At 75.4% G+C, this 26,802-nt stretch carries 24 protein-coding genes; 12 read left to right on the top strand and 12 right to left on the bottom strand.

Going from position 1 to position 26,802, the window contains the following annotated elements; genetic code table 11:
- Positions 1-17 precede the first annotated feature (17 nt).
- The 3 genes from ABTY40_RS10875 to ABTY40_RS10865 all read right to left on the bottom strand — a co-directional run bounded on the left by ABTY40_RS10875 (position 18) and on the right by ABTY40_RS10865 (position 3,420).
- A complete protein-coding gene (locus tag ABTY40_RS10875; RefSeq protein WP_352059203.1) occupies positions 18-470 on the bottom strand; it encodes a RidA family protein in 453 nt (150 codons plus the stop codon).
- A gap of 99 nt (positions 471-569) precedes the next feature.
- Complete coding sequence (locus tag ABTY40_RS10870) at positions 570-2,297, bottom strand: alpha/beta hydrolase (RefSeq protein ID WP_352059202.1); 1,728 nt, start codon at positions 2,295-2,297, stop codon at positions 570-572.
- A gap of 82 nt (positions 2,298-2,379) precedes the next feature.
- Positions 2,380-3,420 (bottom strand): Rv2578c family radical SAM protein, encoded by a 1,041-nt coding sequence (locus ABTY40_RS10865; RefSeq protein WP_352059201.1) that lies wholly within the window; start codon positions 3,418-3,420, stop codon positions 2,380-2,382.
- 148 nt (positions 3,421-3,568) lie between these two features.
- Between ABTY40_RS10865 and ABTY40_RS10860 the strand changes: the two genes are divergently transcribed.
- The gene (locus ABTY40_RS10860) at positions 3,569-4,012 is read left to right on the top strand and encodes an SRPBCC family protein (protein ID WP_352059200.1); all 444 of its coding nucleotides are present in this window, start codon (positions 3,569-3,571) and stop codon (positions 4,010-4,012) included.
- Between the two features lie 281 nt (positions 4,013-4,293).
- Positions 4,294-6,825 carry an MFS transporter gene (locus ABTY40_RS10855; protein ID WP_352059324.1) on the top strand — a complete coding sequence of 844 codons (2,532 nt, stop codon included), beginning with the start codon at positions 4,294-4,296 and terminating at the stop codon, positions 6,823-6,825.
- A 30-nt stretch (positions 6,826-6,855) separates the two neighbouring features.
- On the opposite strand, the gene ABTY40_RS10850 is transcribed toward ABTY40_RS10855, so the two are convergent.
- Entirely contained in the window at positions 6,856-8,052 is a 1,197-nt protein-coding gene (locus ABTY40_RS10850) for a hypothetical protein (protein WP_352059199.1), read from the bottom strand.
- Positions 8,053-8,441: 389 nt separating this feature from the next.
- On the opposite strand from ABTY40_RS10850, the gene ABTY40_RS10845 reads away from it, so the two are divergent.
- From ABTY40_RS10845 to ABTY40_RS10820, 6 genes are all read left to right on the top strand, one after another.
- Positions 8,442-8,834 carry a hypothetical protein gene (locus ABTY40_RS10845; RefSeq protein ID WP_352059198.1) on the top strand — a complete coding sequence of 131 codons (393 nt, stop codon included), beginning with the start codon at positions 8,442-8,444 and terminating at the stop codon, positions 8,832-8,834.
- Between the two features lie 102 nt (positions 8,835-8,936).
- The gene (locus tag ABTY40_RS10840) at positions 8,937-9,770 is read left to right on the top strand and encodes a M55 family metallopeptidase (protein WP_352059197.1); all 834 of its coding nucleotides are present in this window, start codon (positions 8,937-8,939) and stop codon (positions 9,768-9,770) included.
- A complete protein-coding gene (locus ABTY40_RS10835) occupies positions 9,763-11,097 on the top strand; it encodes a M20/M25/M40 family metallo-hydrolase (protein WP_352059196.1) in 1,335 nt (444 codons plus the stop codon). The genes ABTY40_RS10840 and ABTY40_RS10835 overlap by 8 nt, the downstream gene beginning before the upstream one ends.
- Positions 11,098-11,198: 101 nt before the next feature.
- Entirely contained in the window at positions 11,199-13,217 is a 2,019-nt protein-coding gene (locus ABTY40_RS10830) for a S9 family peptidase (protein ID WP_352059323.1), read from the top strand.
- A complete protein-coding gene (locus tag ABTY40_RS10825; RefSeq protein ID WP_352059195.1) occupies positions 13,214-14,158 on the top strand; it encodes a S66 peptidase family protein in 945 nt (314 codons plus the stop codon). Before ABTY40_RS10830 ends, ABTY40_RS10825 begins: the two co-directional genes overlap by 4 nt.
- A gap of 232 nt (positions 14,159-14,390) precedes the next feature.
- Positions 14,391-16,205 (top strand): CocE/NonD family hydrolase, encoded by a 1,815-nt coding sequence (locus ABTY40_RS10820; protein WP_352059194.1) that lies wholly within the window; start codon positions 14,391-14,393, stop codon positions 16,203-16,205.
- 132 nt (positions 16,206-16,337) lie between these two features.
- Here the strand turns inward: ABTY40_RS10820 and ABTY40_RS10815 are convergent, their stop codons facing one another.
- Together ABTY40_RS10815 and ABTY40_RS10810 are read right to left on the bottom strand one after the other, a co-directional pair.
- The gene (locus ABTY40_RS10815) at positions 16,338-17,426 is read right to left on the bottom strand and encodes an adenosine deaminase (protein WP_352059193.1); all 1,089 of its coding nucleotides are present in this window, start codon (positions 17,424-17,426) and stop codon (positions 16,338-16,340) included.
- Between the two features lie 113 nt (positions 17,427-17,539).
- Positions 17,540-18,298: a GntR family transcriptional regulator gene (locus tag ABTY40_RS10810; RefSeq protein WP_352059192.1), complete on the bottom strand. Its 759-nt coding sequence runs from the start codon at positions 18,296-18,298 to the stop codon at positions 17,540-17,542.
- Positions 18,299-18,414: 116 nt separating this feature from the next.
- Here ABTY40_RS10810 and ABTY40_RS10805 point away from each other — a divergent pair, with 116 nt between their 5' ends.
- On the top strand, positions 18,415-18,957 hold the full coding sequence (locus tag ABTY40_RS10805; protein ID WP_352059191.1) for a GNAT family N-acetyltransferase: 543 nt from the start codon (positions 18,415-18,417) through the stop codon (positions 18,955-18,957).
- On the opposite strand, the gene ABTY40_RS10800 is transcribed toward ABTY40_RS10805, so the two are convergent.
- The 4 genes from ABTY40_RS10800 to ABTY40_RS10785 form a co-directional block, all read right to left on the bottom strand.
- Positions 18,941-19,273, bottom strand: a complete 333-nt coding sequence (locus ABTY40_RS10800; RefSeq protein ID WP_352059190.1) for a DUF6204 family protein — start codon at positions 19,271-19,273, stop codon at positions 18,941-18,943. The genes ABTY40_RS10805 and ABTY40_RS10800 overlap by 17 nt on opposite strands.
- Before the next feature lie 167 nt (positions 19,274-19,440).
- Positions 19,441-20,277 carry a methyltransferase domain-containing protein gene (locus ABTY40_RS10795; RefSeq protein ID WP_352059189.1) on the bottom strand — a complete coding sequence of 279 codons (837 nt, stop codon included), beginning with the start codon at positions 20,275-20,277 and terminating at the stop codon, positions 19,441-19,443.
- Positions 20,278-20,377: 100 nt separating this feature from the next.
- On the bottom strand, positions 20,378-20,896 hold the full coding sequence (locus ABTY40_RS10790) for a GNAT family N-acetyltransferase (protein ID WP_352059188.1): 519 nt from the start codon (positions 20,894-20,896) through the stop codon (positions 20,378-20,380).
- Positions 20,897-20,969: 73 nt separating this feature from the next.
- Positions 20,970-21,752: a serine hydrolase domain-containing protein gene (locus ABTY40_RS10785; RefSeq protein WP_352059187.1), complete on the bottom strand. Its 783-nt coding sequence runs from the start codon at positions 21,750-21,752 to the stop codon at positions 20,970-20,972.
- A 622-nt stretch (positions 21,753-22,374) separates the two neighbouring features.
- Here ABTY40_RS10785 and ABTY40_RS10780 point away from each other — a divergent pair.
- Together ABTY40_RS10780 and ABTY40_RS10775 are read left to right on the top strand one after the other, a co-directional pair.
- Entirely contained in the window at positions 22,375-23,607 is a 1,233-nt protein-coding gene (locus tag ABTY40_RS10780; RefSeq protein ID WP_352059186.1) for an aminotransferase class I/II-fold pyridoxal phosphate-dependent enzyme, read from the top strand.
- A gap of 64 nt (positions 23,608-23,671) precedes the next feature.
- Positions 23,672-24,742: an MBL fold metallo-hydrolase gene (locus ABTY40_RS10775; RefSeq protein ID WP_352059185.1), complete on the top strand. Its 1,071-nt coding sequence runs from the start codon at positions 23,672-23,674 to the stop codon at positions 24,740-24,742.
- A gap of 14 nt (positions 24,743-24,756) precedes the next feature.
- Here the strand turns inward: ABTY40_RS10775 and ABTY40_RS10770 are convergent, their stop codons facing one another.
- Positions 24,757-25,389: a DedA family protein gene (locus ABTY40_RS10770; protein WP_352059184.1), complete on the bottom strand. Its 633-nt coding sequence runs from the start codon at positions 25,387-25,389 to the stop codon at positions 24,757-24,759.
- Entirely contained in the window at positions 25,386-26,168 is a 783-nt protein-coding gene (locus ABTY40_RS10765) for an MBL fold metallo-hydrolase (RefSeq protein WP_352059183.1), read from the bottom strand. Before ABTY40_RS10765 ends, ABTY40_RS10770 begins: the two co-directional genes overlap by 4 nt.
- A gap of 180 nt (positions 26,169-26,348) precedes the next feature.
- On the opposite strand from ABTY40_RS10765, the gene ABTY40_RS10760 reads away from it, so the two are divergent.
- Positions 26,349-26,753, top strand: coding sequence for a recombinase family protein (locus ABTY40_RS10760; RefSeq protein WP_345283990.1), 405 nt, complete (start codon positions 26,349-26,351; stop codon positions 26,751-26,753).
- Positions 26,754-26,802 lie beyond the last annotated feature (49 nt).

Genomic DNA, 26,802 nt, shown 5'->3' with positions numbered 1-26,802 from the left:
ACGGCCGGGCGCACGGCTCAGCGCACCAGGCGGAGCTCCGCCCCCGTGCCGTCCGGCACCGCGGCGGGGCCCACGGGCACCAGCGCGAACGCCTCGATCTCCACCAGCAGTTCGGGCCGGACCAGCGCGGAGACCTGCACCGCCGAACTCGCCGGCAGCGGCGCCCCGGCGAAGTGGGCGTCCCGCGCCTGGCGTACCGCGGGCAGGTGGGCCACGTCCGTGACGTAGTAGGTCAGCTTCACCACGTCCCCGAAACCGGCGCCGGCCGCCGCCAGACAGCGCTCCAGGTTGGCGAAGACCTGACGCGCCTGGGCCACCGCGTCCCCCTCGCCCACCACGGCCCCGGACGCGTCCAGGGCGCACTGCCCCGATATCGCGACGAACCGGCCGGTGCCCCAGACCACGTGGCTGTACTGGGGGCTGGCGGCGAGGCCCTCGGGGGCGGGGACGTGGGTGAGGTGACTGGTCATGCCGGACATCCTCGCGTACGCCACTGACAGCGCCCGCCACCCGAGGGGGTGCGGGCGCCGTCTGTGGCGAAGACCACGGCGAGGAGCCCGGGCGGGGGATCAGCGCACGTGGCCGAGGAGCTCGTGGAGCGTGGCCCCCGCGGCCTCGCCGGCCCGGGCGGTCCCCGCGGCCCCGCCGTTCTCCGCGACGCCGGCGCCGGTGCCGCGCGCCGCCGCCGTTTCCCGTGACCTTTCGGAGGCCCGCTCCGGGCTCACGCCCCGCGCCTGCTTCTCCGGCGCCTTCCCCGGGGCCCTCCCGGTCGTGGGGACGAAGGCGGCCTCCGGCTCGGGCAGCGCCGCGCAGACCGCGTCCGCCTCCGCGCCGGCCTTGCCGCGCGGCACCGCGCCCGTGGCCAGGAAGGCGGCCAGGTGCCCGTCCACGCACGCGTTGCCGGCGAGCGTCACGCCGTGGTTCCCGCCGCCGTCCTCCACCACCAGGCTCGAACCGCGCAGCAGCCGGTGCAGGGCCGCCGCGCCCCCGTACGGGGTCGCCGCGTCGTCCGTCGCCTGGAGGATGAGGACCGGCGGCACCTCGTCGTTGCGGACGTCCGGCGGGCTGAGCGGCTCCACCGGCCAGAACGCGCAGGGAGCGTTGTACCAGGCGTTGTTCCAGGTGGAGAACGGTGCCTTGGCGTGCACGTCCCAGTTGTCCTTGCGCCACACGCTCCAGTCGCGCGGCCAGGCCGCGTCCCGGCACTGCACGCTCGTGTAGACCGAGTAGCCGTTGTCGGCGGTGGCGTCGGCCTCCCCGTACCGCTCGTACGCCGCCACGAGAGCCCCCGCGTCGCCGTCGTTGACGTACGCGGAGAAGGCGCTCGCCAGCCGGGGCCAGTAGCCGTCGTAGTAGCCGCCCGGCAGGAAGGTGTCCTCCAGCTCGCCCGGGCCCACCGTGCCGCCGGCCGGGCGCGCGGCCAGGTCCTCCCGCATCCGGTACCAGGCCGCCTCGACCGCGTGCGGGTCGGTGCCCAGCCGGTACACCGCGTCGTGCCGCGCCACCCAGGCCAGGAAGGCCTTGTGGCGGGAGTCGAAGGCGACGTCCTGCGCGAGGTTGTCCTCGTACCAGACCCCCCGCGGGTCGACCACGGAGTCGAGGGCCATCCGCCGCACCCGGTCCGGGTACAGCCGGGCGTAGACTGCGCCCAGGTAGCTGCCGTACGAGTAGCCGAGGTAGTTCAGGGCCGGGGCGCCGAGCGCGTGCCGGATGCGGTCCAGGTCACGGGCGGTGCTGACGGTGTCGATGTACGGCAGGACGTCGGCGTACTTCTTCCCGCAGGCCGCGGCGAACTCCTGGGCCCGCTCGACCGAGGCCCGTTCGGCCGCCGCCCCGCGCGGCACCGAGTCGGGCCGTACGGGCGCGAAGTGGCCGGGCCGGCAGTCGAGGGCCGGCTCGCTCCGGCCGACGCCGCGCGGATCGAAGCCGATCACGTCGTACTGGGCGGCGACGTCCGGGGGCAGCGAGGACGCCACGTAACCGGCCATCCCGAGGCCGCTGCCACCGGGCCCGCCCGGGTTGACCAGGAGCGGACCCTGGAAGGTCTTCGCCGTGTGCGGGACGCGGGACAGGGCGAGGGTGACGGTGCGCCCCGCCGGGTCGTCGTGGTTCAGCGGCACTTTCAGGGAGGCGCACTGGAGCTTCGGAGAGGCCTTGGTGCCGCAGTCGGTCCAGACGAGCGGCGGCACCGGCCGGGGAGCCGGCCCGGCGGGGCCGGCGGCGGAGGCGGGCAGGACGGTCACCGTCCCGGCGACCAGCGCTCCAGCGGCGATCAGCATTCCTGCGCGTGAGGTCATAGGGCGTGCGTGCCCCGCGCGGGCCGCGACAGGACCCGGCCGGCCGAGAGTTGACCCGAAAGGGGGGCGGCAGGCGGGGGGTTCAGAGCAGTGTCAGCTGCTCGGGCACCGGCGTCGGCGCCGCCTCCGGAGCGTCCCGCGGCCCGGAGATCCGCCGGGAGGCGCCCCGGCCCGCCGGGCCGATGCCGAACTCGGCGGCGAACTCGTGCACCTGACGGGTGATCCGGCGCTGGTACCAGGTCGGCGCGTAGGCCCCGTCCCCGTACATCCGCTCGTACCGCCGGACCAGGCCGGGGTGGTGCCGGCCGAGCCACTCCATGAACCACTCGCGCGCGCCGGGGCGCAGATGGAGCACGAGGGGCGTGACGGAGGTCGCGCCGGACGCGGCGATGGCGCGGACGGTCTCCCGCAGCTGCTCGGGTCCGTCGCCGAGGAAGGGCACCACGGGGGCCATGAGGACGCCGCAGCCGATGCCGTGGTCGCCGAGGGCGCGGACCACGTCGAGGCGGCGCTGCGGCGAGGGGGTGCCCGGCTCGATCGTCCGCCACAGCTCCTGGTCGGTGAAGCCGACCGAGACGGAGACGCCGACCTCGGTGACCCGGGCCGCCTCCACCAGCAGGTCCAGGTCCCGCAGGATCATGGTGCCCTTGGTGAGGATGGAGAAGGGGTTGGCCCGGTCGCGCAGGGCCGTGAGGATGCCCGGCATCAGGCGGTACCGGCCCTCCGCCCGCTGGTAGCAGTCGACGTTCGTGCCCATCGCGATGTGCGCCCCCTGCCAGCGCGGCGAGGCGAGCTGCCGGGCGAGGAGCTCGGGGGCGTTCACCTTCACCACGATCTGCGAGTCGAAGCCGAGGCCGGTGTCGAGGTCGAGATAGCTGTGCGTCTTGCGCGCGAAACAGTAGACGCACGCGTGACTGCAACCGCGGTACGGGTTGACCGTCCATTCGAACGGCATGCGGGAGGCCCCGGGCACCCGGTTCAGGATCGAGCGGGCCCGCACCTCGTGGAAGGTGATGCCGCGGAACTCCGGCGTGTCGAACGTACGGGTGGTGACCGCGTCCGTACCGAACAGGGCGGTGTCGGCGGGAGCGGCGGGGGTGTCGCCCAGGTGGTCCCAGCGCATGGACGCCTCCTCGGGGGGTACGGGCCGGTCGTGCGCTCAGAATAGAACACATGTTCCCTTGATCGCCGCGACCCGGATTTCGCGCCCCGGAGGCCACGTGGTTCCCTTGGGCCACGTCCCCGAGGAACCACGAGCTGGAGGAAATGCGATGGCGCAGGTCGAAGCCACCACGGAACGGATCGTCGCCGCCGACGCGGAGACGGTGTTCGACGCGCTGGCCGACTACAGCGGCACGCGCGCGAAGCTGCTCCCCGAGCACTTCAGCGAGTACGAGGTGCGGGAGGGCGGTGACGGCGCGGGCACGCTCGTCCACTGGAAGCTCCAGGCCACGAGCAAGCGCGTCCGCGACTGCCTCCTGGAGGTCACCGAGCCCACCGAAGGCCAGCTCGTCGAGAAGGACCGCAACTCCTCCATGGTCACCACCTGGGTCGTCACCCCCGCCGGGGAGGGCAGGTCCCGCGTCGTGGTCACCACCGTCTGGAACGGCGCCGGCGGCATCGGCGGTTTCTTCGAGCGGACCTTCGCTCCCAAGGGGCTGGCCCGGATCTACGACGCCGTGCTCGCCCGCCTCGCCGAGGAGACCGAGAAGTAACGCCCGCGCGTTCCCCTATTCGAGTGGATTCCCGCGTCCCCGTGCTCGCGCCGTACGCGCGCAGGGGGCGCGGGGCGCACGGCAAACGTGCTGATGAGCGCCCAAGTGCGCCGGGGCGCAAGGGCGTTCGCCCCGCCGCTCCCCACCGCCCGCCGTTCCCGCCCGACTTGCTCCCGCTTCGCGCCCGATGCGAAGAATGGCCCGGCGCAGAGGCCGTGACGCGCAGGGACCGTGACGGCCGCAGGCCGTGACGAGGGGAGCAGCGCGTGGGCGGGATCACGATGGCGAAGAACGCCGGGGGCACGGGGGAGCCGGCCGGGCCCACCGCGCTCGCGGACACGGCCCCGCTCCTCACGGGCGGGCCCGCCGACCGCCCCGCCGGCGATGACACGGGCGGCCCCGCCGGTGGTCCGCCCGACGGCCCGCCGCACCCCGCCGGCCCCGAGCCCGCCCTCGACCCGCGCCGGGTCCGGCTCGTCTTCTGCGGCCTCATGCTCGCGCTGCTCCTCGCCGCGCTGGAGCAGATGATCGTCGCCACCGCCCTGCCCCGCATCGTCGGTGAACTCCAGGGCCTGGACCGGATGTCCTGGGCGATCACCGCCTACCTGCTGACCTCCACCATCGGTCTGCCGGTCTACGGGAAGCTCGGTGACCTGCTCGGCCGCAAGAGCGTCTTCCTCTTCGCCATCGTCGTCTTCGTCATCGGCTCCGGCCTGGCCGGCTGGTCCCGCACCATGGACGAGCTGATCGCCTTCCGCGCCCTGCAGGGCGTCGGGGCCGGCGGCCTGATGATCGGCGTCCAGGCGATCATCGCCGACATCGTCCCCGCCCGGGAGCGCGGCCGGTACATGGGGCTCATCGGTGCCGCCTTCGGCCTCGCCTCCGTCGCCGGCCCGCTGCTCGGCGGCTTCTTCACCGACCACGTCTCCTGGCGGTGGTGCTTCTACTTCAACGTGCCCTTCGGGCTCCTCACCCTGGCCGTCGTCGCCACCGTCCTCAAGCTGCCGAAACCGGCCGTGCGCGCCCGCTTCGACGTCCTCGGCACCCTGCTGCTCGCCGCCGCCTCCACCTGCCTCGTCCTGCTGACCAGTTGGGGCGGGACCGAGTACGCCTGGGACTCCCGCGTCATCATCGGCCTCGGCTGCGGCGCCGCCGGAACCGCCCTCCTCTTCCTGGTCGTCGAGCACTTCGCGCCCGAACCCCTCATCCCCCTGCGGCTGTTCCGCGACTCCGTCTTCACCGTCACGAGCCTCGTCGGCGCCGTCGTCGGCATCGCCCTCTTCGGCGCCGCCAGCTACCTGCCCACGTTCCTGCAGATGGTCGAGGGCGCCACCGCCACCGAGTCCGGGCTGCTGATGCTCCCCCTGATGGGCGGCATCGTCATCGCCTCCGTCGTCTCGGGCCAGCTGATCACCCGTACCGGCCACTACAAGATCTACCCGCTCGCCGGCGGCGCCGTCTCCGTCCTCGGCATGTGGCTGCTCTCCCGCATGGACGCGGACACCCCGCGCCTCACGCACAGCCTGTGGCAGGCCGTCCTCGGCACCGGCATCGGCCTGGTCATGCCGGTGCTGATCCTCGCCGTCCAGAACTCCGTCCGCCCCACCGACCTCGGCACCGCCACCAGCGCCCACAACTACTTCCGCCAGATCGGCGGCAGCGTCGGCGCCGCCGTCTTCGGCACCCTCTTCGCGTCCCGGCTCGACGACGCCCTCGGCGACCGCCTCGCCGCCCTCCCCGCGCCGGCCGGCGCCGCCGGACTCCCGCCCGCCGAGTCGATCACCCCGCAGACGGTCCACACCCTTCCGCCCGCCCTGCGCGACGCCTACATCCAGGCGTACGCGGAGGCGATGCCGCGGATCTTCCTCTACCTCGTGCCGGTCCTCGTGCTCGGCCTCGTCCTCGCCTTCTTCCTCAAGGAGAAACCGCTGGTGTCCCACCACAGCCCCGCCACCGAGGCCCGCACCGACTCCTTCGCCGACGCCCCGGCCCAGGCGGTCCCGCCCGCCCGGCACGCCGCGTCCCCCGCCGGCCACGCCACCGTGCCCCCGCACTCCGGCGTCCCCGTCTGCGGCGCCGTCCAGCACCACGACGGCAGCCGCGTGCCGAGGGCCGCGCTCACCCTCATCGACGTGCAGGGCCGCCAGGTCGGGCGCGGGGCGAGCGGGGAGGACGGCCGGTACGCGCTGAGCGTCCCCGGCCCCGGCCCGTACGTGCTGATCGCCGCCGCCGGCGGCCACCAGCCGCAGGCCGTCTCCGTGACCGTCGGCGACCGGCCGGTGGAGCTCGACGTGGTCCTCGGCGGCGCGGGCCGGCTCGCCGGCAGCGTCCTCACCGCCGACGGCACCCCCGTACGCGACGCGGCCGTCACCCTCACCGACGTCCGCGGGGAGGTCGTCGCCTCCACCCGCAGCGGACGCGAGGGCGGGTACGTCATCGGCGAACTGGTCGCCGGCGAGTACACCCTCGCCGCCAGCGCCCCCGCCTTCCGGCCCGCCGCCCTCCCGGTGAGCGTGCAGTCCTCCCGGGAGACCCGCCAGGACATCGAACTGGCCGGCGGGGCGGTGCTGCGCGGCACGGTGCGGGCCGGCGGCGGACGTCCCGTCGAGGACGCCCGGGTGACCCTGCTCGACGCGGCGGGGAACGTGGTCGACACCCTCACCACCGGCCCCGACGGCACCTTCCGCTTCGTGGACCTGTCCTCGGGCGAGTACACGGTCATCGCCGCCGGCTACCCGCCGGTCGCCACCGTCCTCCAGGTGGCCGGCGGCGGCCGCACCGAGCGCGACCTGCAGCTCGGCCACCACGACTGAGCCCGGGCGGCCCGGGACAGGGACACCGGGTCAGGAGGAGGCGGTCGTCGCCCTGCGCAGCGCGCTGATGCAGGAGCCGATCGCCTCCTGGAGGGCTTCGAGGCGCTGGAGCATGTCGTCCTCGTAGATGTCCTCCTCCATCACCTCGTCCAGGGTCAGCTCCTCGAAGACCTTCGTCGCCTTCTGGAGACTGTTGTAGAAGCGGGTCCTGCGCTCCTGGACCCGCAGCGCCGGGTCCTCCTCGACCGCCTTCGCCACCAGGCCCCGGACCGCCTCGTACGCCTCGCCGGCCCACTCGCCGGCCTCCTCGGAGTCGTCCAGCTCATCCAGGAGGGTCAGGTGCCGCTCGGCCTCGGCGCGCAGCTCCGCCGGAGCCTCCACCGTCTGCCCGGCGGGGGTCCTGACCCGGCCGTTCTCCGCGATCTGGCGGACGTAGGCGATGCGGTCGGCCGCCTTCGCCTCCTGCGCGACCGCCTTCTTCAGGTCCCCGGTGGAGGCGATGGCGCGGGCCAGCTCGGTCTGGAGGGCCGGGTCCTCCTTCACGCGGTCGAGCAGGGCACCGCGCGCGGCCTCGGCCGTCCCGGGGTCGGCCAGGATCGCGGCCCGCAGCGCGGTCGGGTTCTCCGCGACCTCCAGGGCCTTGGTCGGCCGGATGCCCTCCGCCTCGGCCGCCGCGCTGATCGCCTGGCCGCGCACCGAGGAGGCGCTGTTGCGGGAGGTGTAGTACGACAGCCAGACGTCCGCGTCGGGCAGTTCCACGTCCTCGCCGGGCACCAGGACCTCGAACTGCGGCACCAGGCCGTCGTCGGCCGCCATGTCCCAGGCCTTGTAGTGGCGCATGACCCGCTCCGGCGAGCAGCCGGCGAGGGCGGCGAAGGCCTTCGCCGACACCTTCGCCCGCGCGGTGCCCTCGGCGGGCTGCCCGCCCGGCCGCACACTCCGGGCCACCTTGAGCGCGAAGGTCCAGCCACCGGTCCTGGCGTAGACACCGAAGTCGCGGGCGTCCCGGACGACGACGGGGTCGGCGTCGGCCGCGGCCCCGGAGGAGTCCCCGGGGACGGCGTCCGCCCCTGGGCCGGTTTCCGGGCCTGCGGTCGTCGCGGCTTCGTCGTCCGGGGCCTTCGGCACCCAGAACTCCGGCTCCTCCGCCACGGCGGCGGAGTCGGGGGCGAGGTCGGGGGACGGAGCCGTGGGGCCGGCGTCGGACGGGTCGAGGGCGAGGGTCACCGAGAGCGCTCCGGAAGGGTCGGGTACGACAACTGCGGCGGACAGCCTATACGTACCTCTTGCAGGTCTTTCATCCGATTCGAGCCATCCCTCGTCGTGAAAACCGCCGGCGCGTCCGGCGGGCGGCGGACACAATGGCGCCATGACCTACGGAAACGAGTCCCGCCCCGCGCGGTGAGCGCCCCGCACGAGCGCCCCGCGCTCGCCTCCGCTGCGGCGGCCCCCGGGCCGTACCGCCTCCCGCCCTGTACGACCACGCCGAGCGCCTCCGCGCCGCCGGCCCCCTGCCGCCGCCGGGCGGCCACCCGCTGCCCCCCACCGCCCGCCCCCCGGACGCCCCGCGCCGACCCGGACTCCGCCACCGCGAGGCCCGCGCCGCGGTGACCGGCGTGCTCCTCGACCACCTCACCGCGTCCCGGGCGGCGCCCACCGCCGTCGCGGCGACGGAGCGCGCGCTGCTCGCGACCGGTGTTCGCGAGCGGAGCGCCCTCTCCCGGCGCACCGCCCGCCTGATCGCGGCGGGACTGCGCGACCGGCCCGGACTCCTCACCCGCTGGGGCCTGGAGCCGGGCTGGACCGGCACCGACTTCTCCGCGCCGGACACCACCCTCGTCACCTTCACCGGACCGCCGCTCACCGCCCCTCCGGCCGCGCCCGGCGGCCCGGAGTCACGGCAGTTCCTGTGGCGGCTGCCCGACGACGGGACACCGCCGGAGGAACGGGCCGCCGGGGCGCTGCGAGGCCTCGCCGGGACCGATCCCCGCACCCTCGCCGACCCCTGACGGGCCACCGTACCGCCGTCCCGGTGAACACCACAGGTCCAGGCCAACGACGGTTTTCCACAGGGGTGGTGGGCGTGCCGGGCGACGCGTACGGTGCCAGGCATGAAGATCCTCATCAGCGCCGACATGGAGGGCGCGACCGGCGTGACCTGGCCCGCCGACGTGCTGCCCGGCACGCCCCAGTGGGAGCGCTGCCGGTCGATGTTCACCTCCGACGTCAACGCGGCCGCGCTCGGCTTCTTCGACGGCGGCGCCGACGAGGTCCTCGTCAACGAGGCGCACTGGACCATGCGCAACCTGCTCCTGGAGCGGCTCGACGAGCGGGTCGAGATGCTCACCGGACGGCACAAGGCCCTCTCCATGGTGGAGGGCGTGCAGCGCGGGGACGTCGACGGCATCGCCTTCGTCGGCTACCACATGGGCGCCGGCACCGAGGGCGTCCTCGCCCACACCTACCTCGCCAATTCGATCACCGGGGTCTGGCTCGACGGCGAGCGGGCGAGCGAGGGCCTGCTCAACGCGCGCGTGGTCGCCGAGTTCGGCGTGCCGGTCGTCCTCGTCACCGGCGACGACCTGACCTGCGAGGACGCCCTCGGGTACGCGCCGGAGGCCCGCAAGGTCGCCGTCAAGGACCACGTCTCGCGGTACGCGGCGGTGTGCCGCACGCCGGCGCGCACGGCCGCCGACATCCGGGCCGCGGCGAAGGAGGCCACCGCACTCGCCGTGCGGCACGAACCCGTGGAAGGCGGGCCGTTCACGGTGGAGGTGGAGTTCGACGCCGAGCACCTCGGTGCCGCCGCCACGGTGGTTCCCGGCGTGGTGCGGAGCGGCGAGCGGCGCGTCGCCTACACCGGGGGGACGATGTACGAGGCAATTCGCACGTTCAAGGCGGTCACGACCATCGTCTCGGCCGCGGTGGAGGAGCAGTATGGCTGAGCAGCTCCGAGGACCGGACGCGGCGGCGCTCGACGAGGTGGTCACCTTCACCTCCGAGCTGATCCGCATCGACACCACCAACCGGGGCGGCGGTGACTGCCGCGAGCGTCCCGCCGCCGAGTACGTGGCCGAGCGGCTCGCCGCGGCCGGCATCGAACCCACCCTCCTGGAGCGGACCCCCGGCCGCACCAACGTGGTCGCCCGCATCCCCGGCACCGACCCCTCCGCCGAGGCGCTGCTCGTCCACGGCCACCTGGACGTCGTCCCCGCCGAGCCCGCCGACTGGACCGTCCACCCCTTCTCGGGGGAGATCCGCGACGGAGTGGTGTGGGGGCGCGGCGCCGTCGACATGAAGAACATGGACGCGATGGTGCTGGCCGTCGTCCGCTCCTGGGCCCGGCGGGGCGTGCGCCCCCGCCGGGACATCGTCCTCGCCTACACGGCCGACGAGGAGGCCAGCGCCGAGGACGGTTCCGGCTTCCTCGCCGACCGCCACGCCGCCCTCTTCGAGGGCTGCACCGAGGGCATCAGCGAATCCGGGGCGTTCAGCTTCCACCCGCAGCCGGGCACGACCCTCTACCCGATCGCGGCGGGGGAGCGGGGCACCGCCTGGCTCAAGCTGACCGCCGAGGGGCGGGCGGGCCACGGCTCCAAGGTGAACGGGGAGAACGCGGTGACCCGGCTCGCCGCCGCCGTCGCCCGGATCGGCGCGCACACCTGGCCGGTCCGGCTCACCACGACCGTCCGCGCCGCCCTCACCGAGCTCGCCGCCCTGTACGGCATCGACGTCGACACGACCGACCCGGACCTCGACGTCGACCTGCTGCTCGACAAGCTGGGGCCTGCGGCGGCCCTCGTGGAGGCGACCGTCCGCAACAGCGCCAACCCGACGATGCTGGAGGCCGGGTACAAGGTCAACGTCATCCCGGGCCAGGCCGTGGCCTACGTGGACGGGCGGATGCTGCCGGGCGGAGAGGAGGAGTTCACCACGACGATGGACCGGCTCACCGGGCCCGGCGTCCGCTGGGAGTTCCACCACCGGGAGGTGCCCCTGGAGGCGCCGGTGGACTCGCCGACCTTCGCCAACCTCCGGGCCGCCGTGGAGCGCTTCGACCCCGACGGGCACGTGGTGCCCTTCACCATGTCCGGCGGCACCGACGCCAAGCAGTTCTCCCGGCTCGGCATCACCGGCTACGGCTTCTCACCGCTGAGGCTCCCGCCGGACCTCGACTACGGAGCCCTGTTCCACGGCGTCGACGAACGGGTCCCGGTGGACGCCCTGCACTTCGGTGTCCGCGTGCTCGACCACTATCTGACGTCGGCCTAGGCCGGGAAGCGGGGAAGCAGGCGATGAGGACCATGACCGGGGGAGGGAACGGCGTGAGCGGCGGAGCGACGGACACGGACGGCCGCGCCGGAGGCGGACCGGTGAGCGGGGGCGGCCCGGCGAAGACCGAGGCGCCGTACGGGACGTGGCCCTCTCCGGTCGGGGCGGCGCTGGCCGCCGCGCGCGACGGGCGGCCCGAGTACCTCGGAACCGTGGGCGAGGAGCTGTGGTGGACGGCGCCCCGTCCCGCCGAGGCCGGCCGGCGGGCCCTCGTCCGGCGCCGGGCCGACGGCACCGAGGAAAGCGTGCTGCCCGCCCCCTGGAACGTCCGCAGCCGGGTGATCGAGTACGGCGGACGGCCCTGGGCCGCCGCCGACCGGCCCCGCGGGGGACCGCTCGTGGTCTTCAGCCACTTCCCCGACCAGCGCCTGTACGCGTACGAGCCGGACTCCGGCACCGGTGCGCCGCCCCGGCCGCTCACCCCCGTCTCCGCCGTCGGCGGCGGGCTGCGCTGGGTCGACCCCGTCCTGCGTCCCGAGCGGGGTGAGGTGTGGTGCGTCCTGGAGGAGTTCACGGGACCCGCCCCGACCGACGTCCGCCGGGTGATCGCGGCCGTTCCCCTGGACGGCTCGGCCGCGGAGGACCGCCGGGCCGTGCGCGAACTGTCCGACGGGCGCCACCGTTTCGTCACCGGACCCCGTCTCTCGCCCGACGGGCGCAGAGCGGCCTGGCTCGCCTGGGACCACCCCCGGATGCCCTGGGACGGCACCGAGGTCCTGCTGGCCGAGGTCACCCCCGACGGAACCTTCGGCGGAGCCAGGACCGTCGCCGGCGGACCGGGGGAGTCGATCGCCCAGATCGACTGGGACGCCTCGGGCCGGCTGCTCCTCGCCGGTGACCGCACCGGCTGGTGGAACCTGTACCGGGCGGCGCCCCGCCCCGACGGGACCCTCGGCACACCGGAACCGCTCTGCCCGCGGGAGGAGGAGTTCGCCGGACCGCTCTGGAAGATCGGGCTGAACTGGTTCCAGCCCCTGGACAACGGCCTGATCGCCGTCGTCCACGGCAAGGGCACCACCGCCCTCGGCATACTCGACCCGGAGACCGGCACCCTGGTCGACGCCGCCGGCCCCTGGACCGAGTGGGCCTCCACCCTCACCGCCCACGGCACCCGGGTCACCGGCGTCGCCGCCGGACCGCGCCGCTCCTACGAGATCGTCGAACTCGACACCTGCACCGGCCGCTCCCGGGTGGTCGGAGCCGCCCACACCGACGCCGTCGACCCCGCCTACCTCTCCGAACCGTCCGTCCGCACCTTCACCGGCCCCGACGGCCGCGAGATCCACGCCCAGCTCCACCCGCCGCACCACCCCGGGTGCACAGGGCCGGCCGGCACCCCGCCGCCGTACGTGATCTGGGCCCACGGCGGGCCCAGCGGGCACGCCCCGCTCGTCCTGGACCTGGAGATCACCTACTTCACCTCACGCGGCATCGGCGTCGCCGAGGTCAACTACGGCGGCTCCACCGGCTACGGCCGGGAGTACCGGGAACGGCTGCGGGAAGAGTGGGGCGTCGTGGACGTCGAGGACTGCGCCGCCGTCGCCACGGCCCTCGCCGACGAGGGCGCCGCCGACCCCGCCCGGCTCGCCATCCGTGGCGGCAGCGCAGGCGGCTGGACGACGGCCGCCTCCCTCGTCTTCACCGACGTCTACGCCTGCGGCACCATCCTCTTCCCCATCCTCGACCTGCGCGGCTGGGCCACCGGCGAGACGCACGACTTCGAGTCCCAGTACCTCCACGGTCTGGTCGGCCCGCTGGACCAGGTGCCCGAACGATACGACGCCCGCTCCCCGGTCGCGCACGTCGACCGCCTCACCAGCCCTTTCCTGCTGCTCCAGGGGCTCGACGACGTCATCTGCCCGCCCGCGCAGGCCGAGCGCTTCCTCGCCCGCACGGCCGGCCGGGGCGTCCCGCACGCCTACCTCGCCTTCGAGGGAGAGGGCCACGGTTTCCGCGACGCCGACACGCTGGTCCGCGCAGTGGAGGCCGAACTGGCCCTCTACGCCCGGACCTTCGGCTTCAGCCGGACCGACGTGCCGGACCTGGAGCTGCGCACATGACCGCCCCTGCCCCGGTGACCCCGCTCGCCCGGCCCGCCCGCCTGCGGGCGGGCGACCGGGTGGCCGTCGTCGCCCCCTGCGGGCCGGTCCCAGAGGAGCGTCTCCACGCGGGCCTCGCCGTCCTGCGCGGCTGGGACCTGGAGCCCGTCGTCGCCCCGCACGTCCTCGACACCCACCCGATCCTGCGCTATCTGGCCGGCGCCGACCGGGACCGTGCCCGTGACCTGACGGAGGCGTACCGCGACCCGTCCGTCGCCGGGGTGTTCTGCGCCCGCGGCGGCTACGGCGCCCAGCGCATGGTCGATCTGCTCGACTGGCGGGCGATCCGCGACGCCGGGCCCAAGGTCTTCGTCGGGTACAGCGACGTCACCGCCCTGCACGAGGCCTTCGCCGTCCGCGCCGGATTCGCCACTCTGCACGGCCCCATGGTCGCCGCCGCCGCCTTCCTGGAGGACCCGCGCACCCGGGAGTCGCTGCGCGCCACCCTGTTCGATCCGGAGACCGTGCGGGTCCTCGGCCTGGAGACGGCCCGCGCCCTGGCGCCGGGCCGCGCGCGGGGCGTGACGCTCGGCGGCTGCGTGAGCCTCCTCGCCTCCGGCCTCGGCACCCCCGACGGCCGGGCCTCCGCGCGCGGCGGGCTGCTGCTCCTGGAGGACATCGGGGAGGAGCCGTACCGGCTCGACCGGATCCTCACCCAACTGCTCCGCTCGGGCCGGCTCGACGGCGTGGCCGGCATCGGGCTCGGGTCCTGGGAGGAGTGCGGCCCCTACGAGGAGGTGCGGGCGGTGCTGGCCGACCGGCTCGGCGGTCTCGGCGTCCCCGTGGTGGAGGAGATGGGCTTCGGACACAGCGGGACGGCGCTCACCGTGCCGCTCGGCGTTCCGGCGGTGCTCGACGCGGGGGCGGGGACGCTCACCCTGGACGCCCCGGCCCTCGTCTGACGGACCCGGCGGGCCGGCCCCGAGCCTCCGTCCCCGGGCGGGCCGGCCCGGGCGGACGGGCTTCTCCGCGAACCGCCGTATGGCGCGCACCGCTGCTGAAACGGCGTCAACAACCTTCGTCAGAAGCGTTGACGGCCTCCTGGCCCGTGCCACACCATGGGCGCCGACTCGGTACCTACCGGTCGGTACGCCGATCGGCCTCCCGGGTGCCGTCCTCAGTGTGGAGGTCTCCGTGCGCCGTGCCGTCCCCCGATCCCGCAAGGCCCTCGCGTGGGTGGCCGCCGCGACCGCCCTCGCCGCGCCCCTCGCCCTCGCCGCCCCCGCGAGCGGGGCAGCGCCCGGCAGCCGCGCCGCCACCGGTGCCTCGGGCACGGCGGCGGTCGAGCCGGCCCCGTACACCGTCACCCCCCTCCGCTTCACCGTCCGCGCGGGGGACCGGAATTGCTCGGTCGACGCCGACCTCTACCGGCCCGCCGGCGTGGACGCCACCCGTCCCGCGCCCGCCGTGCTCGCCACCAACGGGTTCGGCGGCGACAAACGCGACGGCTCCACCGACGCCATCGGCAAGGCCTTCGCCACGCGCGGCTACGTGAGCCTCGTCTACTCAGGGCTCGGATTCGGTGCCTCCGGCTGCCTCATCTCCCTCGACGATCCCGAGATCGACGGCCGCGCGGCCGCCCGCCTCGTCGACTTCCTCGCCGGCACCCGCGCCGCCGACGACGGCACCCGCGTCGACTACGTCCTCAAGGACGGCGCGGACGACCCGCGCGTCGGCATGGTCGGCGGCTCCTACGGCGGCGCCGTCCAGCTCGCCGCCGCCTCCGTCGACCACCGCCTCGACGCCCTCGTCCCGCTCATCACCTGGCACGACCTCGCCCACTCCCTCGCCCCGAACGCCGCCGACCGCGACACCCCCGGCGTCTTCAAATGGCAGTGGGCCAACGGCTTCTACCTCATCGGCGAGGGCCAGCCGCTCCTCGCGCCCTCGCTCGACCCCAGCAGGATCAACACGCTCGGCTGCCTCCACTTCGTCACCGAGGCCTGCGAGACCGTACGGCTCCTCAACTCCGGCCGCTACCCGGCGGCGGAGACCCGGAAGATGCTCGCCTTCGCCCGGAGCGTCTCCCCGGTGTCGTACCTCGACCGCGTGCACGCCCCGACCCTCCTCGTCCAGGGCAAGGCCGACAGCCTCTTCACCCTCAACGAGGCCACGGCCACCTACGAGCGGCTCAGGAAGCGCGGCGTCGAGACCCGGATGATCTGGCAGTCCACAGGGCACAGCGGTGGGGCCGCGCCCGGGGAGCTCGACCTGGGGGCGCCGGAGAACTCGTACGTCGGACGGCGCATCCTCGCCTGGTTCGACCGGCACCTGCGTCGCGATCCCGCCGCCGGCCCCGGCCCGGCCTTCGCCTACCACCGCGCCTGGGCGAGCGGATACGGGACCGCCGACCGGCTCCCGGCCCCCGGCCAGGAGCTGTATCTCTCCGGTGACGGCACGCTGGTGGACAGCCGGGCGAAGGTCACGCGCGGCGCACGCCAGTACGTGAACGGGCTCCTGCCCACGAGCCACTCGGAGTCCTCGCTCGCCGGCCTCATCGGGCTGCCCGACCCCCGGCCCTACGACCTGCCGGGCACCCACCTCGGCTGGACCAGCGCCCCGCTCGCCGCGCCCGTCGACCTCGTCGGCGCACCCCGTGCCACCCTGAAGGTCGTCTCCCCGGCGGCCGAACGCGTCCAGCACTCCGGCGACGCCGCCGACAAGCTGGTCCTCTTCGCCAAGCTCTACGACGTGGCCCCCGACGGTACGACCACCCTGGTCAACCGGCTGGTCGCCCCGGTCAGGGTGCCGGACGTCACCCGCCCCTTCACCGTCGAGCTGCCCGCCGTCGCCCACCGGTACGAGGCCGGGCACCGGCTGCGGTTCGTCGTCGCGGCCAGTGACACCGCCTACACCGGCAACCGGGGCATCAAGCCGGTGACGATCGTCAGCGCTCCCGAGGACACCGGCACCCTGAGCCTCCCGCTGGCCGGCGGCCGGGTCGGCTGATCCGGCCGCACACTGCCGCCTGGGACGCACTCCGCCGCCCGGACGCACCGTGCCGCCCGGCCACGAGGGACCGGGCGGCACGGTGGACGGGGGCGCGCAGCGCGGGGGTGGGGCGTCGGCGCCCCGGGGCTCCTACAGCGCCGCGTACCCCGGGCGCACGACCTCGTCGATCAGGCGCTGCCGCTCCGGCAGCGGCAGGAACGCGGCCTCCAGCGCGGCGACCGTGAACTCCTCGAAGACCTCCGGGCCGTAGCCGAAGGCGTCCACCATGTGCTGGAACTCCTCGCTCATGGTGGTGCCGGAGACGAGCCGGTTGTCGGTGTTCAGGGTGATCCGGAAACCGAGGCGGCGCAGTTCGTCGATGGGGTGCGAGGCGTAGTCCTTCGCCGCGCCCGTCTGGAGGTTGGAGGTCGGGCAGACCTCCAGGGCGATCCGGTTGTCGCGCACGTACGCGGCGAGCCGGCCCAGGGTGCCGTCCTCGGCGATGTCGTCGGTGATCCGCACTCCGTGGCCGATCCGCTCGGAGCCGCAGACCTGCACGGCCTCGTGGATCGACTCGGCGCCGACGGCCTCGCCGGCGTGGATCGTGTAGTGGCAGTTCTCCCGCTTCAGGTGCTGGAAGGCGGGCAGGTGGCGGGCCGGCGGGTTGCCGATCTCGCCACCGGCGATGTCGAACCCGGCCACGCCGTTGTCCCGGTGGGCGACCGTGAGCCGGGCGATCTCCAGGGAGCGGTCGGTGTGGCGCATGCCGGTGAGCAGCGTGCGGACGGTGATCCGGCCGCCGGCGCGGCGCTCGCCCTCGCGGAAGCCCTCGTTGACCGCCTCGACGACCTCGTCCAGGGTCAGACCGCCCTCCAGGTGCTGCTCGGGGGCGTAACGGACCTCGGCGTAGACGACCCCGTCGGCCGCCAGGTCCTCGGCGCACTCGGCCGCGACGCGGAACAGCGCCTCGCGGGTCTGCATCACCGCGCAGGTGTGGGCGAACGTCTCCAGGTAGCGCTCCAGCGAACCGGAGTCCGCGGCGTCCCGGAACCAGACCGCCAGCTCGGCCGGGTCCTCGGTGGGCAGCGCGGTGTAACCGCAGGCGCGGGCCAGTTCGACGATGGTGGCGGGACGCAGCCCGCCGTCGAGGTGGTCGTGGAGGACGGCCTTGGGGGCGCGCCGGATCCACTCGGAGACGGAGGCGCCGGCAGGCGTGGCAGGGTTGTCAGACAAGTGCATGGCCGGGAAGTGTACGGCACGGGGGCGGGCGGCCGCTGTGACACCGGCGACAGCGGTCCACCGAGGGGTGTCCGGCGGCTCATCGGCGCCTCCGGCCCGCCGCGGCGGCGCGGTCAGTGGGAGTGCAGCACCGGCAGCGCGGGCGCACCGGTCGGCAGCATGTGCTTGGCCGCGAGGACGGGCGTCTCCCCGACCCGTACGACCTGGGTGACCAGCACCGCGGGGGTGTCGGCCGGACGCCCCAGCTGCTCCCCGCGCCGGCGGCCGAGCAGGGTGGCCGTGACGCCGCTGTGCGCGCTCAGGTCCGTCTCGCGGGAGGCCTCGACCAGGACCGCCAGCATGGAGACGGCCGCCGCGCCCGGCTCCCCGTCGAGCCCCCGCAGAGCCCGCGCGAACGCGGGGTGGACCGCGTCGAGCACCTCGTCGGCGGCCGCCCACTCGTGACTCAGCGCCGCCGCCGCGCCCTCCCCGGTCAGGACGGACTCCCAGAACCGCAGCTCCGCCCGCGCCGGGGCGTGCAGGTGCTGGGTGGTGAAGTCGGTGGGCTCCTCGACCGTTCGCAGCAGGGCCCGCACGCGCAGCGGCTCACCCGCCCCGATCAGCCCCTCCAGCGGCTGGAGCTGCTCGAAGCCGCGCCGGGGCGGCCGGGCGTTGACCGTGCGGCCGACCCCGCGCCGTACCGTGAGCAGCCCGTCCTCCTGGAGCAGCAGCAGCGCCTCGCGCAGGGCGGGCCGGCTCACCCCCAGTTCGGCGGCGAGCTTCGGCTCGGACGGGAGCGTGGAACCGGGCGGGTAGGTGCCGTCGTGCACCGCGTCCGCGATCCGCTCGTAGAGCGCCACGACCGGCCGCCGCCGCTGCCCGCTGCCCGCCACGGCTCCTCCTCGACTCCTGATCCCGTCCGTCCGGGACCACCGTAGTCGGCGCGCGCTGTCTGACAAGTCATGCGGCACGCCCCGCGCGCCGGGCGTCCCCTCGTTAACCTGGGTCCATGTCCGACGATCTTGAGCGCTATCTGACCTCGGGACCCCGGGTGGGCCTGCGCCCCTTCACGGCCGAGGACGCCGGGGAGTTCACCGCCCGGGCGGAGCAGAGCCGGGAGCTGCACCGCCCGTGGCTGTTCCCGCCCCGCACCACGGAGGCGTACGCCGCCTACGCGGGGGCGCTGACCGACGACCCCGCCCGGGCCGGGTTCCTGGTGTGCGAGCACGCCGAGGGCGGTGCCATCGCCGGGTTCGTCAACATCAACAACATCGTGCGGGGCGCCTTCCGCAGCGGAGCCCTGGGTTACGGCGCCTTCGCGCACGCCGCCGGGCGCGGCCTGCTCACCGAGGCGCTCGGGCTGGTCCTCGCGTACGCCTTCGGGCCGATGGAGCTGCACCGCCTGGAGGCCAACATCCAGCCCGGCAACGCCGCCTCGCGCGCCCTGGTCCGCCGGGCCGGCTTCCGCCTCGAAGGGTTTTCGCCGGCGATGCTGTTCATCGACGGGGCCTGGCGGGACCACGAGCGCTGGGCGGTCACCGCTTGTAGTTGATCTTCATCGTGTCGAGGTCGGTCACCGTCGACCGCAGCCCCTTGTACCCGTGCCCCAGCTCCCGCAGGGCCCGTTCCACGCGCTCCTCCGCGAGGGCGCCCGCCATCTCCTCGCCGTCCTCCGCGTCCGAGACCACGACGACCCGGTACGAGAAGTGCTTGAGCGTCCGGTCGTAGGCGAGCGATCCCTCCTCGGTGAACCGCATCGCGCTCAGCCCGTGCGCGTCCGCCTCGGCGAGCAGCCGGGCCCGGCCCTCCTCGGACAGACCGTCGAACGTGCCGCGCACGATGACCCGGTAGGTGTGCTGGGTGCCCATGCCTCGTACTCCCTGTGGTGGTGGGGGCGGTGGGCGCCGTCACGGCGCGCCGACCGGCCACCCTACGGCGCCCTCCGCCGCCCCGCCCGGCAATATTCCGGCCCCGGCCCCCGGCCTCGGCCGGGAGCCCGCCACCGAGCCCGACAGCCCCCTGCCTCCGGTCCCGTTCAGGAGACGCGGCAGAGGATCTCGCCGTGCGGCACCATGAACCAGGCGTCCTCGGCGGCGCCCCATTCGCGCCAGGCCCCGGCGACGGCGGCCAGGTCGCCTGCCGTGGCGTGACCGCCGCGCACCGCCAGGTCGGCGTAGCCCGAGGAGGTCGTACGGTCGGCCCACAGGCCGCTCCACCACTCCCGCTCCCCGGGCGTGCCGAAGCACCAGGCGGTGGCGGTGGCGGTCACCTCGGTGAAGCCGGCCCGCCGGGCCCAGGAGACCAGGCGCCGTCCGGCGTCGGGCTCACCGCCGTTGGCGCGCGCGACCCGGCGGTAGAGGTCCAGCCAGTCGTCCAGGCCGGGAAGTTCGGGGTACCAGGCGAAGGACCGGTAGTCGCTGTCCCGGGCGGCGACCACACCGCCCGGCCGGCAGACCCGGCGCATCTCGCTCAGGGCCCGTACCGGATCGCCCACGTGCTGGAGCACCTGATGGGCGTGGACGACGTCGAAGGAGTCGTCGGGGAAGTCCAGGGCGTGGACGTCGGCGACGGCGAAGTCCACGTTGTCCAGGCCCCGTTCGGCGGCGGTGGTGCGGGCCTTGACGAGGACGTCCTCGGCCGCGTCGACGGCCGTGACCCGTCCGGGGGCCACCAGCGCGGCCAGGTCGGCGGTGATGGTGCCCGGCCCGCAGCCCACGTCGAGGACGTCCAGTCCGGCGCGCAGCTCGGGCAGCAGGTGGGCGGCGGAGTTGGCGGCGGTCCGCCAGGTGTGCGAGCGCAGGACCGATTCGTGATGACCGTGGGTGTAGACGGCCGTCTCGCGGGGTGCGGACGGCTCGGAGGCGTGCGGCATGGAAGCGACTCCCTCGGGCGCGGTGGTGCCCTCACCGTACGCAGGACAGCCGTATGGTGAGACCCCCGTCTTGCCATGCGGGACGACCGAGAGTGAGGGTTCACCCCGACAGGGCCCGCGCGTAGCGGAGTTCGTCGAGGATCACGCCTCCCGTCTCCTCCTGGACCACGGTCCCGTCGGCCCGCCAGCCGGCGGCCTCGTAGAACCGCCGGGCCCGCTCGTTCCCGGCGAGCACCCACAGCAGGGCCGTACGGAAGCCGTCGTGGAGGAGCCTTTCCACGGAGGCCTCCGCCAGCCGCCGCCCGAGGCCCGTCCCCCACATCTCCGGCAGGGTGTACAGGGCGGCGAGCTCGGCCGTCGTCGCCGGGTCGAAGTCCCCGTCCGGCCACGGCCGCAGGCAGGAGAACCCCACGAGCCGCCCGCCCGGACCCGTGGCGACCAGGACGGTCGGCCCGTCCGGCGCCGCCAGCCGCGCCTCCCACCGCGCGGCCCGCTCCGGCACGCTCAGGGAGGCCAGGAACTCCGGGGGCAGCAGCTCCGCGTAGGCGGCGCGCCACGAGCCGACGTGCACGGCGGCGACGGCCGCCGCGTCCTCGGGGGACGCCTCACGTATCGTCATGCGGCATTGTGGCCCGGCCCGTCCCGCCCCCGCGGGGAAACGACGGCGGCGGGACGGGCGGAGCCGGCGGTCCCTACGCCCGGTCCTCGCAGAGGGCCGTGGTGAGGGTCTTGTACATGGCCGTCGCCGGGGCGCCGTTGAGCTGCGCGTTCGTGATGCCGGAGGCGTACCGCCCGTCCTCGGTCACCAGGGTCTCCGAGTAGTAGCCCGGTACGCCGCCGTCGTGACCCCAGGCGGCGCCCCCGCAGGGCAGGGGCAGCCTCAGGAGCCCCAGGCCGTAGCCGGGGTCCGCCGGGGTGCCGCCCGGCGTCAGCGCGACGGTCCGGGTCATCTCCGCGAGGCTCGCGGCCGAAAGCGCGCGGCCGTCGAAGAGGGCCCGGTAGAACGCGCCGAGGTCGCGCGTGGTGGAGATGATCGCGCCCGAACCGTGGAACAGCGACGGCTCGTGGGACCGCGTGACGTCCGTCCACCAGAAGAAGCCGCCCACCCGCACGCCCGCGTGCCCGTGGATCAGCGGCGCCGGCACGACCCGGTCGCCGGGGGCCGGGAAGACGGTGTCGCCCAGGCCGAGCGGCGTGATCACCAGGTCGGTGACGGCCCGGTGCAGGGGCGCCCCGGTGAGCTTCTCCACCAGCATGCCCAGGATCTCGTAGTTGCCGTTCGAGTAGGCCCAGGTGGTGCCCGGCGCGGCCACCGACGGCTCCCGCAGCGCCTCCTTCACCAGCGCGGCGAGCGTGTACGTGCCGTCGGGGCCCGCCTGCGGCGTGAGGACGCCGTCGCGGGGGATGCCGCTGGTGTGCTGGAGCAGGTGCCGCACGGTGATCCGGGTGCCGTCGTGGCCGTTGCCCGTGACCACGCCGGGCAGGTGCCGCTCGATCGGGTCGTCGAGCGCGAGGGCGCCCGCTCGGCGAGCTTCAGCACGGCGACGGCGAGGAAGGTCTTCGACTGGCTGCCGACCCGGAAGTGCTCGTCCGGCGCGAGGGAGTCGGCGGTGTTCAGGGTCGCCGTGCCCGAGGAGAGGTGCCAGGAACCGGCGGGTCCGCCCGCGAGGACGCCCGCACCCGGGCCGCCGGCCGTGTTCAGCTCCTTGAGCGCGGCGAGGGTGGCCGCGTGGTCGCCGGCCACCCCGGCGCGGGGCTGGGCGTGGGCCGCCGTGGGCGCGGCGGCGAGCAGGGCGCCCGCGAGGGCGAGGACGAGGGCGAGACCCGGCTTGCGTAAGGACATCGGAGGCTCCGGGGGAGAGGCGGAAAGGGCGGGGAGGTACGCGTACGGAGGCGGCCCGGCTTCCGTGTCCGTGCCGCCCGCCCTTTCTAGAGAACCCTTCTAGAAGGCGGCTTGAGAAGGGGATTTCGGGCCCGGGATGCCCGCGCGCGTCCCTCCCCGGCCCCTCCTGGAGCGGCGAACCCGTTCGAACCTCCGTATAAAGGGCACGGGGGTGCCTGTCCGGCGCCCCCGTGCGCGCTCAGGAGGTACGGGACATGGGGCGGACGGCTCCGGAGGACCGCGGGCCGGTGCGGTACGGGCCCCCCGCGCCCGGCACCGGCCTGCCCGTCCTCCCCGCTCTGGCCTCCCTCGTGGCCGCGGCCGCCGGCCGGTCCGCCCCCGAACCGCCCGGCGGCGGGCCCGTCCTGCGCGAGGCCGCGGCCGGATACTGGTGGCGGCGCGGCCTGCGGACCCACGCCGAGGACGTCGTCGCCGCCCCCGGCGCCCCGGTCCTCCTCCTGGCCCTGCTCGCCGCCCACGGTGGCGACCTGCTGCTGCCCCGGCCCTGCCCCGCCTGGTGGACCCCGCAGGCCCGGCTCCTCGGGCGGCCCGCCTACCACGTGCCCATCTCCGCCGAATGCGGTGGCGTCCCCGACCCGTACGCCCTCCTGGAGACGGTCCGCCGGGTCCGCGCCGAGGGCGGCGACCCGCGCCTCCTGCTCCTCTCGGTCGCCGACGACCCCACCGCCACCGTCGCCCCGCCCGAACTGGTCCGCGAGGCGTGTGAGGCGGCCGTCGCCGAGGGGCTGCACGTCGTCAGCGACGAGACCTGGCGCGACACCGTCCACCAGCCTCACGGGACGGTGCTCCTCAGCCCCGCCGAGATGTGCCCCGACGACGTCACCGTCCTCACCGACCTCGGCGGCGCCCTCACCCCGGCCGCCTGGCCCTGCGCGGTGGCCCGCTTCCCGCCCACCGACCCCTCCCGCGCCGACCGCTGGGCCGACCGCAGGGCCCGCGTCCTCGACGTCCTCACCGCCCTCGGCGCCGTCGTCCCCGGCCCCGTCGCCCCCGCCGCCGCGCACGCCCTCGACGAACCCGCGGAGGTCACCGACCGCGTCCGGCGGGCCGCCACCGTCCACGGCCTGCTCGCCGCGGCCGCGCACCGCGCCGTCCTCGCCGCCGGCGCCCTCTCCCGGCCCCCGCAGGCCGGCCGCCACCTCTACGCCGACCTCGGGCCCCTGCGGACCGGCCTCGCCGCCCGGGGCGTCACCGACTCCCCGGAACTGGAGGACCACCTCACCGCCCGCCTCGGCACCGCCGTCCCCGGCGGCCACCGCTTCGGCGACGACCTCGGCGCCCTGCGCGTGCGGTGCGACACCGGCATGTTCCTGGGCGCCACGGGAAACGAGCGGGACGAGACCTTCGCGTCGCCGGACCCCGTCGCCGTACCCCACGTGGCCCGCGCCCTCGCGGATTTCCGCACCGCCCTGGAGGAACTCCGCTGACCCGCCGCCCCGGCCCCCCGCCCGCCCCTCCCACCCCGCAGCCGCGCAGAACGGAGCCCCGCCGATGACCGAACGGACGGCACGCCCCGCCCGGGACACCGAGGCCCCGTACGGCCCCACCCCCGCGCCCGACCCCGCCGGCCCGGGGGTCGCCGCCCCCGCAGGAGAGGGCGCGCTCCAGCCGGTGGGGCGGCTCCGCCAGGACTGGCCCCGCACCTTCGCCGACCGGCTCACCGCCCCCCTGCCCGGCGTCCGCGCCTTCGCGCGCCTCGCCCGCGAGGGCGCCGTCCGGCCGCGCCCCGAAGGGCTCCGCGACATCCCGCTGCTCCCCTTCGCGCCGGGCCCGCTGCCCGGGGCCGGGCCCGGCACCGTCGCCGTCACCTGGGCGGGTCACGCCAGCTGGGTCGTCCGCGTCGGCGGCCTGACCGTCCTCACCGACCCCGTCTGGTCCCGCCGGATCCTCGGCACCCCCGCCCGGATCACCCCCGTCGGCGTCCGCTGGGAGGACCTGCCGCCCGTCGACGCCGTCGTCATCAGCCACAACCACTTCGACCACCTCGACGCGCCCACCCTGAAACGGCTGCCCCGCGACACCCCCGTCTTCGTCCCGGCCGGCCTCGGCCGCTGGTTCACCCGCCGGGGCTTCGTCCGCGTCACCGAGCTCGACTGGTGGGAGGCGGCCGAACTCGGCGGCGTACGCTTCGACTTCGTCCCCGCCCATCACTGGTCCAAGCGGACGCTCCTCGACACCTGCCGCTCCCTGTGGGGCGGCTGGGTCCTGACCGACCGGGCCGGCCACCGCGTGTACTTCGCGGGCGACACCGGATACGGCCACTGGTTCGCCGAGATCGGCCGCCGCCACCCCGGGATCGACCTGGCTCTCCTCCCGATCGGCGCCTACGACCCGCGCTGGTGGCTCAGCGACGTGCACACCGACCCCGAGGAGGCCGTCCGCGCCCACCAGGACCTCGGCGCCCGCCGGATGGCCCCCATGCACTGGGCCACCTTCGTGCTCTCCTCCGAACCCGTCCTCGAACCGCTCACCCGCGTCAGGGCCGCCTGGGAACGCGCCGGACTGCCCCGCGAGGACCTCTGGGACCTGCCGGTCGGCGGCTCCCGCGTCCTCGTTCCGTGACCGTCACCCCGCCCTCAGGCGTCGCCCCGCGCCCCCCGCACCCGGCGCCACACCGCGGGGGCCCCGCTGATCAGCAGGGTCAGGGCGACCACCGCCACCACGCCCTGCCACGGCTCGGGGAAGAGGGACCCGCCCAGGACCCCGATCAGCTGGTACGTCGCCGCCCACGCCAGACAGGCCGCCGCGTCGCCCCGGACGAACCGGCGCAGCGGCATCCCGCCCAGCAGGCACGCCAGCATCACCGGGATCCGCCCGGCCGGCACCAGCCGGGACAGCACGAGCACCGGCACCTGGTGGGTGTCGAGCCGCTCCTGGGCCCGCGCCAGCCGCTCCGGGGTGACCCGCCCGCGCAGCGAGGCCAGCCACCGGGAGCCGTTGCGGGAACGGACCCCGCGCTGCCCGAGCCAGTACAGCGCCGCGTCCCCGAGACAGGCGGCGAGGGAGGCCACCAGGAAGACGAACAGCGGCGAGAAGGGAGACGTCTGGTGGAAGGCCACCACCGCCGCCGAGCTGACCAGCGCACCCGTCGGCACCACCGGCACCAGCGCGCCGAGCGCCACCAGCAGGAAGAGGGTGGGGTAGCCGACCGCCTGCTGCGTCGACTCCGGCGGCAGCTCGCCCACCGCCGTCACCAGCCCGTCGATCACCGGGCGACCTCCGGCCGCACCCGCTCGCCGTGGTCCGGCAGATGCACCGTCACCTTCGGCGCCCGGCGCGCCGCCAGCCGGACGAACTCCCCGCCGGGCGCGTGGAACTCGTGCGGCCGCAGCCCGTCGAGCCCGATCGGCCAGTACGTGCCGTAGTGCACGGGCACCGCCGCGGCCGGGGACAGCGCGGCGAGTGCCTCGGCCGCCCGCCCCGCGTCCAGATGGCCGTGGCCGAGGTACGGGCCCCAGCCGCCCACGGGCAGCAGCGCCACGTCCACCGGGCCCACCGCCTCCGCCATGCCGTCGAACAGGCCGGTGTCCCCCGCGAAGTACGTGCGGGCCTCGCCCTCCACCACGTACCCGAGCGCGGGGGAGCGGTGCGGCCCGAACGGCAGCCGCCGCCCGTCGTGGAGCGCCGGCACCGCCCGTACCGTCACGCCCTCCACCACCACCTCGTCCCCGGCCGCGACCTCCGTCAGGCGCAGCCCGCCCGACCGGGCGAGCCGGCGCAGACCGGGTACGGCGGCGGGCGCGCCGCGCGGCACGACGAGCCGGGTCCCGGGCGCGAGCCGGGCGAGCGACGGCAGGTGCAGATGGTCCGCGTGCAGGTGCGAGACGAGGACGGCCTCGGCGGCAGCGGCCTCGGGCGGCGGCAGCGCCCCGCGCCGCCGCCGCAGGTGCGCGAGGCGCCGCGCGAACAGCGGATCGGTGAGGAAGCGGACCCCGGAGTCCTCGACCGTGCAGGTCGCGTGGCCCCACCAGGTGACCTCCACCGGCACGCCGCCCTTCCCTCGTCGCGGACCCGCCGCCGCGAGCGGCGCCACGGGCCTGGTGTCACGAGGGTAGAGGGACCGGATGCCGCCGCGCCGCCCCCACCCCGCCCGCGGTCCCGCCCCGGCTCGCGCCGCACGGTGTCCGGAGGATGTCCCGGGGGTCGTCCGCCGCAGTAGGGTCGGGTCATGGACGACGTTCGGGTGGCGGCGATCGCCAGCCTCACCCCGCTCGAGGAGCTGGACAGCGACCCCTTCCTGGTGGACACGCGGAGCCAGCACGCGATGTGCGCCCGCTGGGCCGACGACCGGGGATACGTGCTCGCCAGCCAGGTGCTCTGCTACGGCATCCGCCCCGACCACGCGGAGCTCTGGTCGGACGTGGAGTCCGGCGCGGTCGATCTCTTCGTCGCCGCGAGCGAACGGGTCCTGGCCCGCGCGCTGACCTCCGTGGCGGGCTTCCGCGCCGAGTGCGCCCGCCGGGGCGTCCGCGTTGAGACTGTCGGACTTGACGAACCCGTGTACGACGCGGCGGCCAAGGCCGGGGTGCACCGGCGGCTGTCCATGCCCACGGCCGGGTACGACGGCTGCTGACGTCCCGTTCCCCGCCCCCGCCCCGGGTGGTGTGCCAGGCTGGGGGGCA

The organism is Streptomyces sp. NPDC126503, assembly GCF_040302405.1.
GTDB classification, from domain to species: domain Bacteria; phylum Actinomycetota; class Actinomycetes; order Streptomycetales; family Streptomycetaceae; genus Streptomyces; species Streptomyces gulbargensis.
Note: the sequence above shows the minus strand (reverse complement) of the source record. Positions and strands in the feature narration are given on the sequence as shown.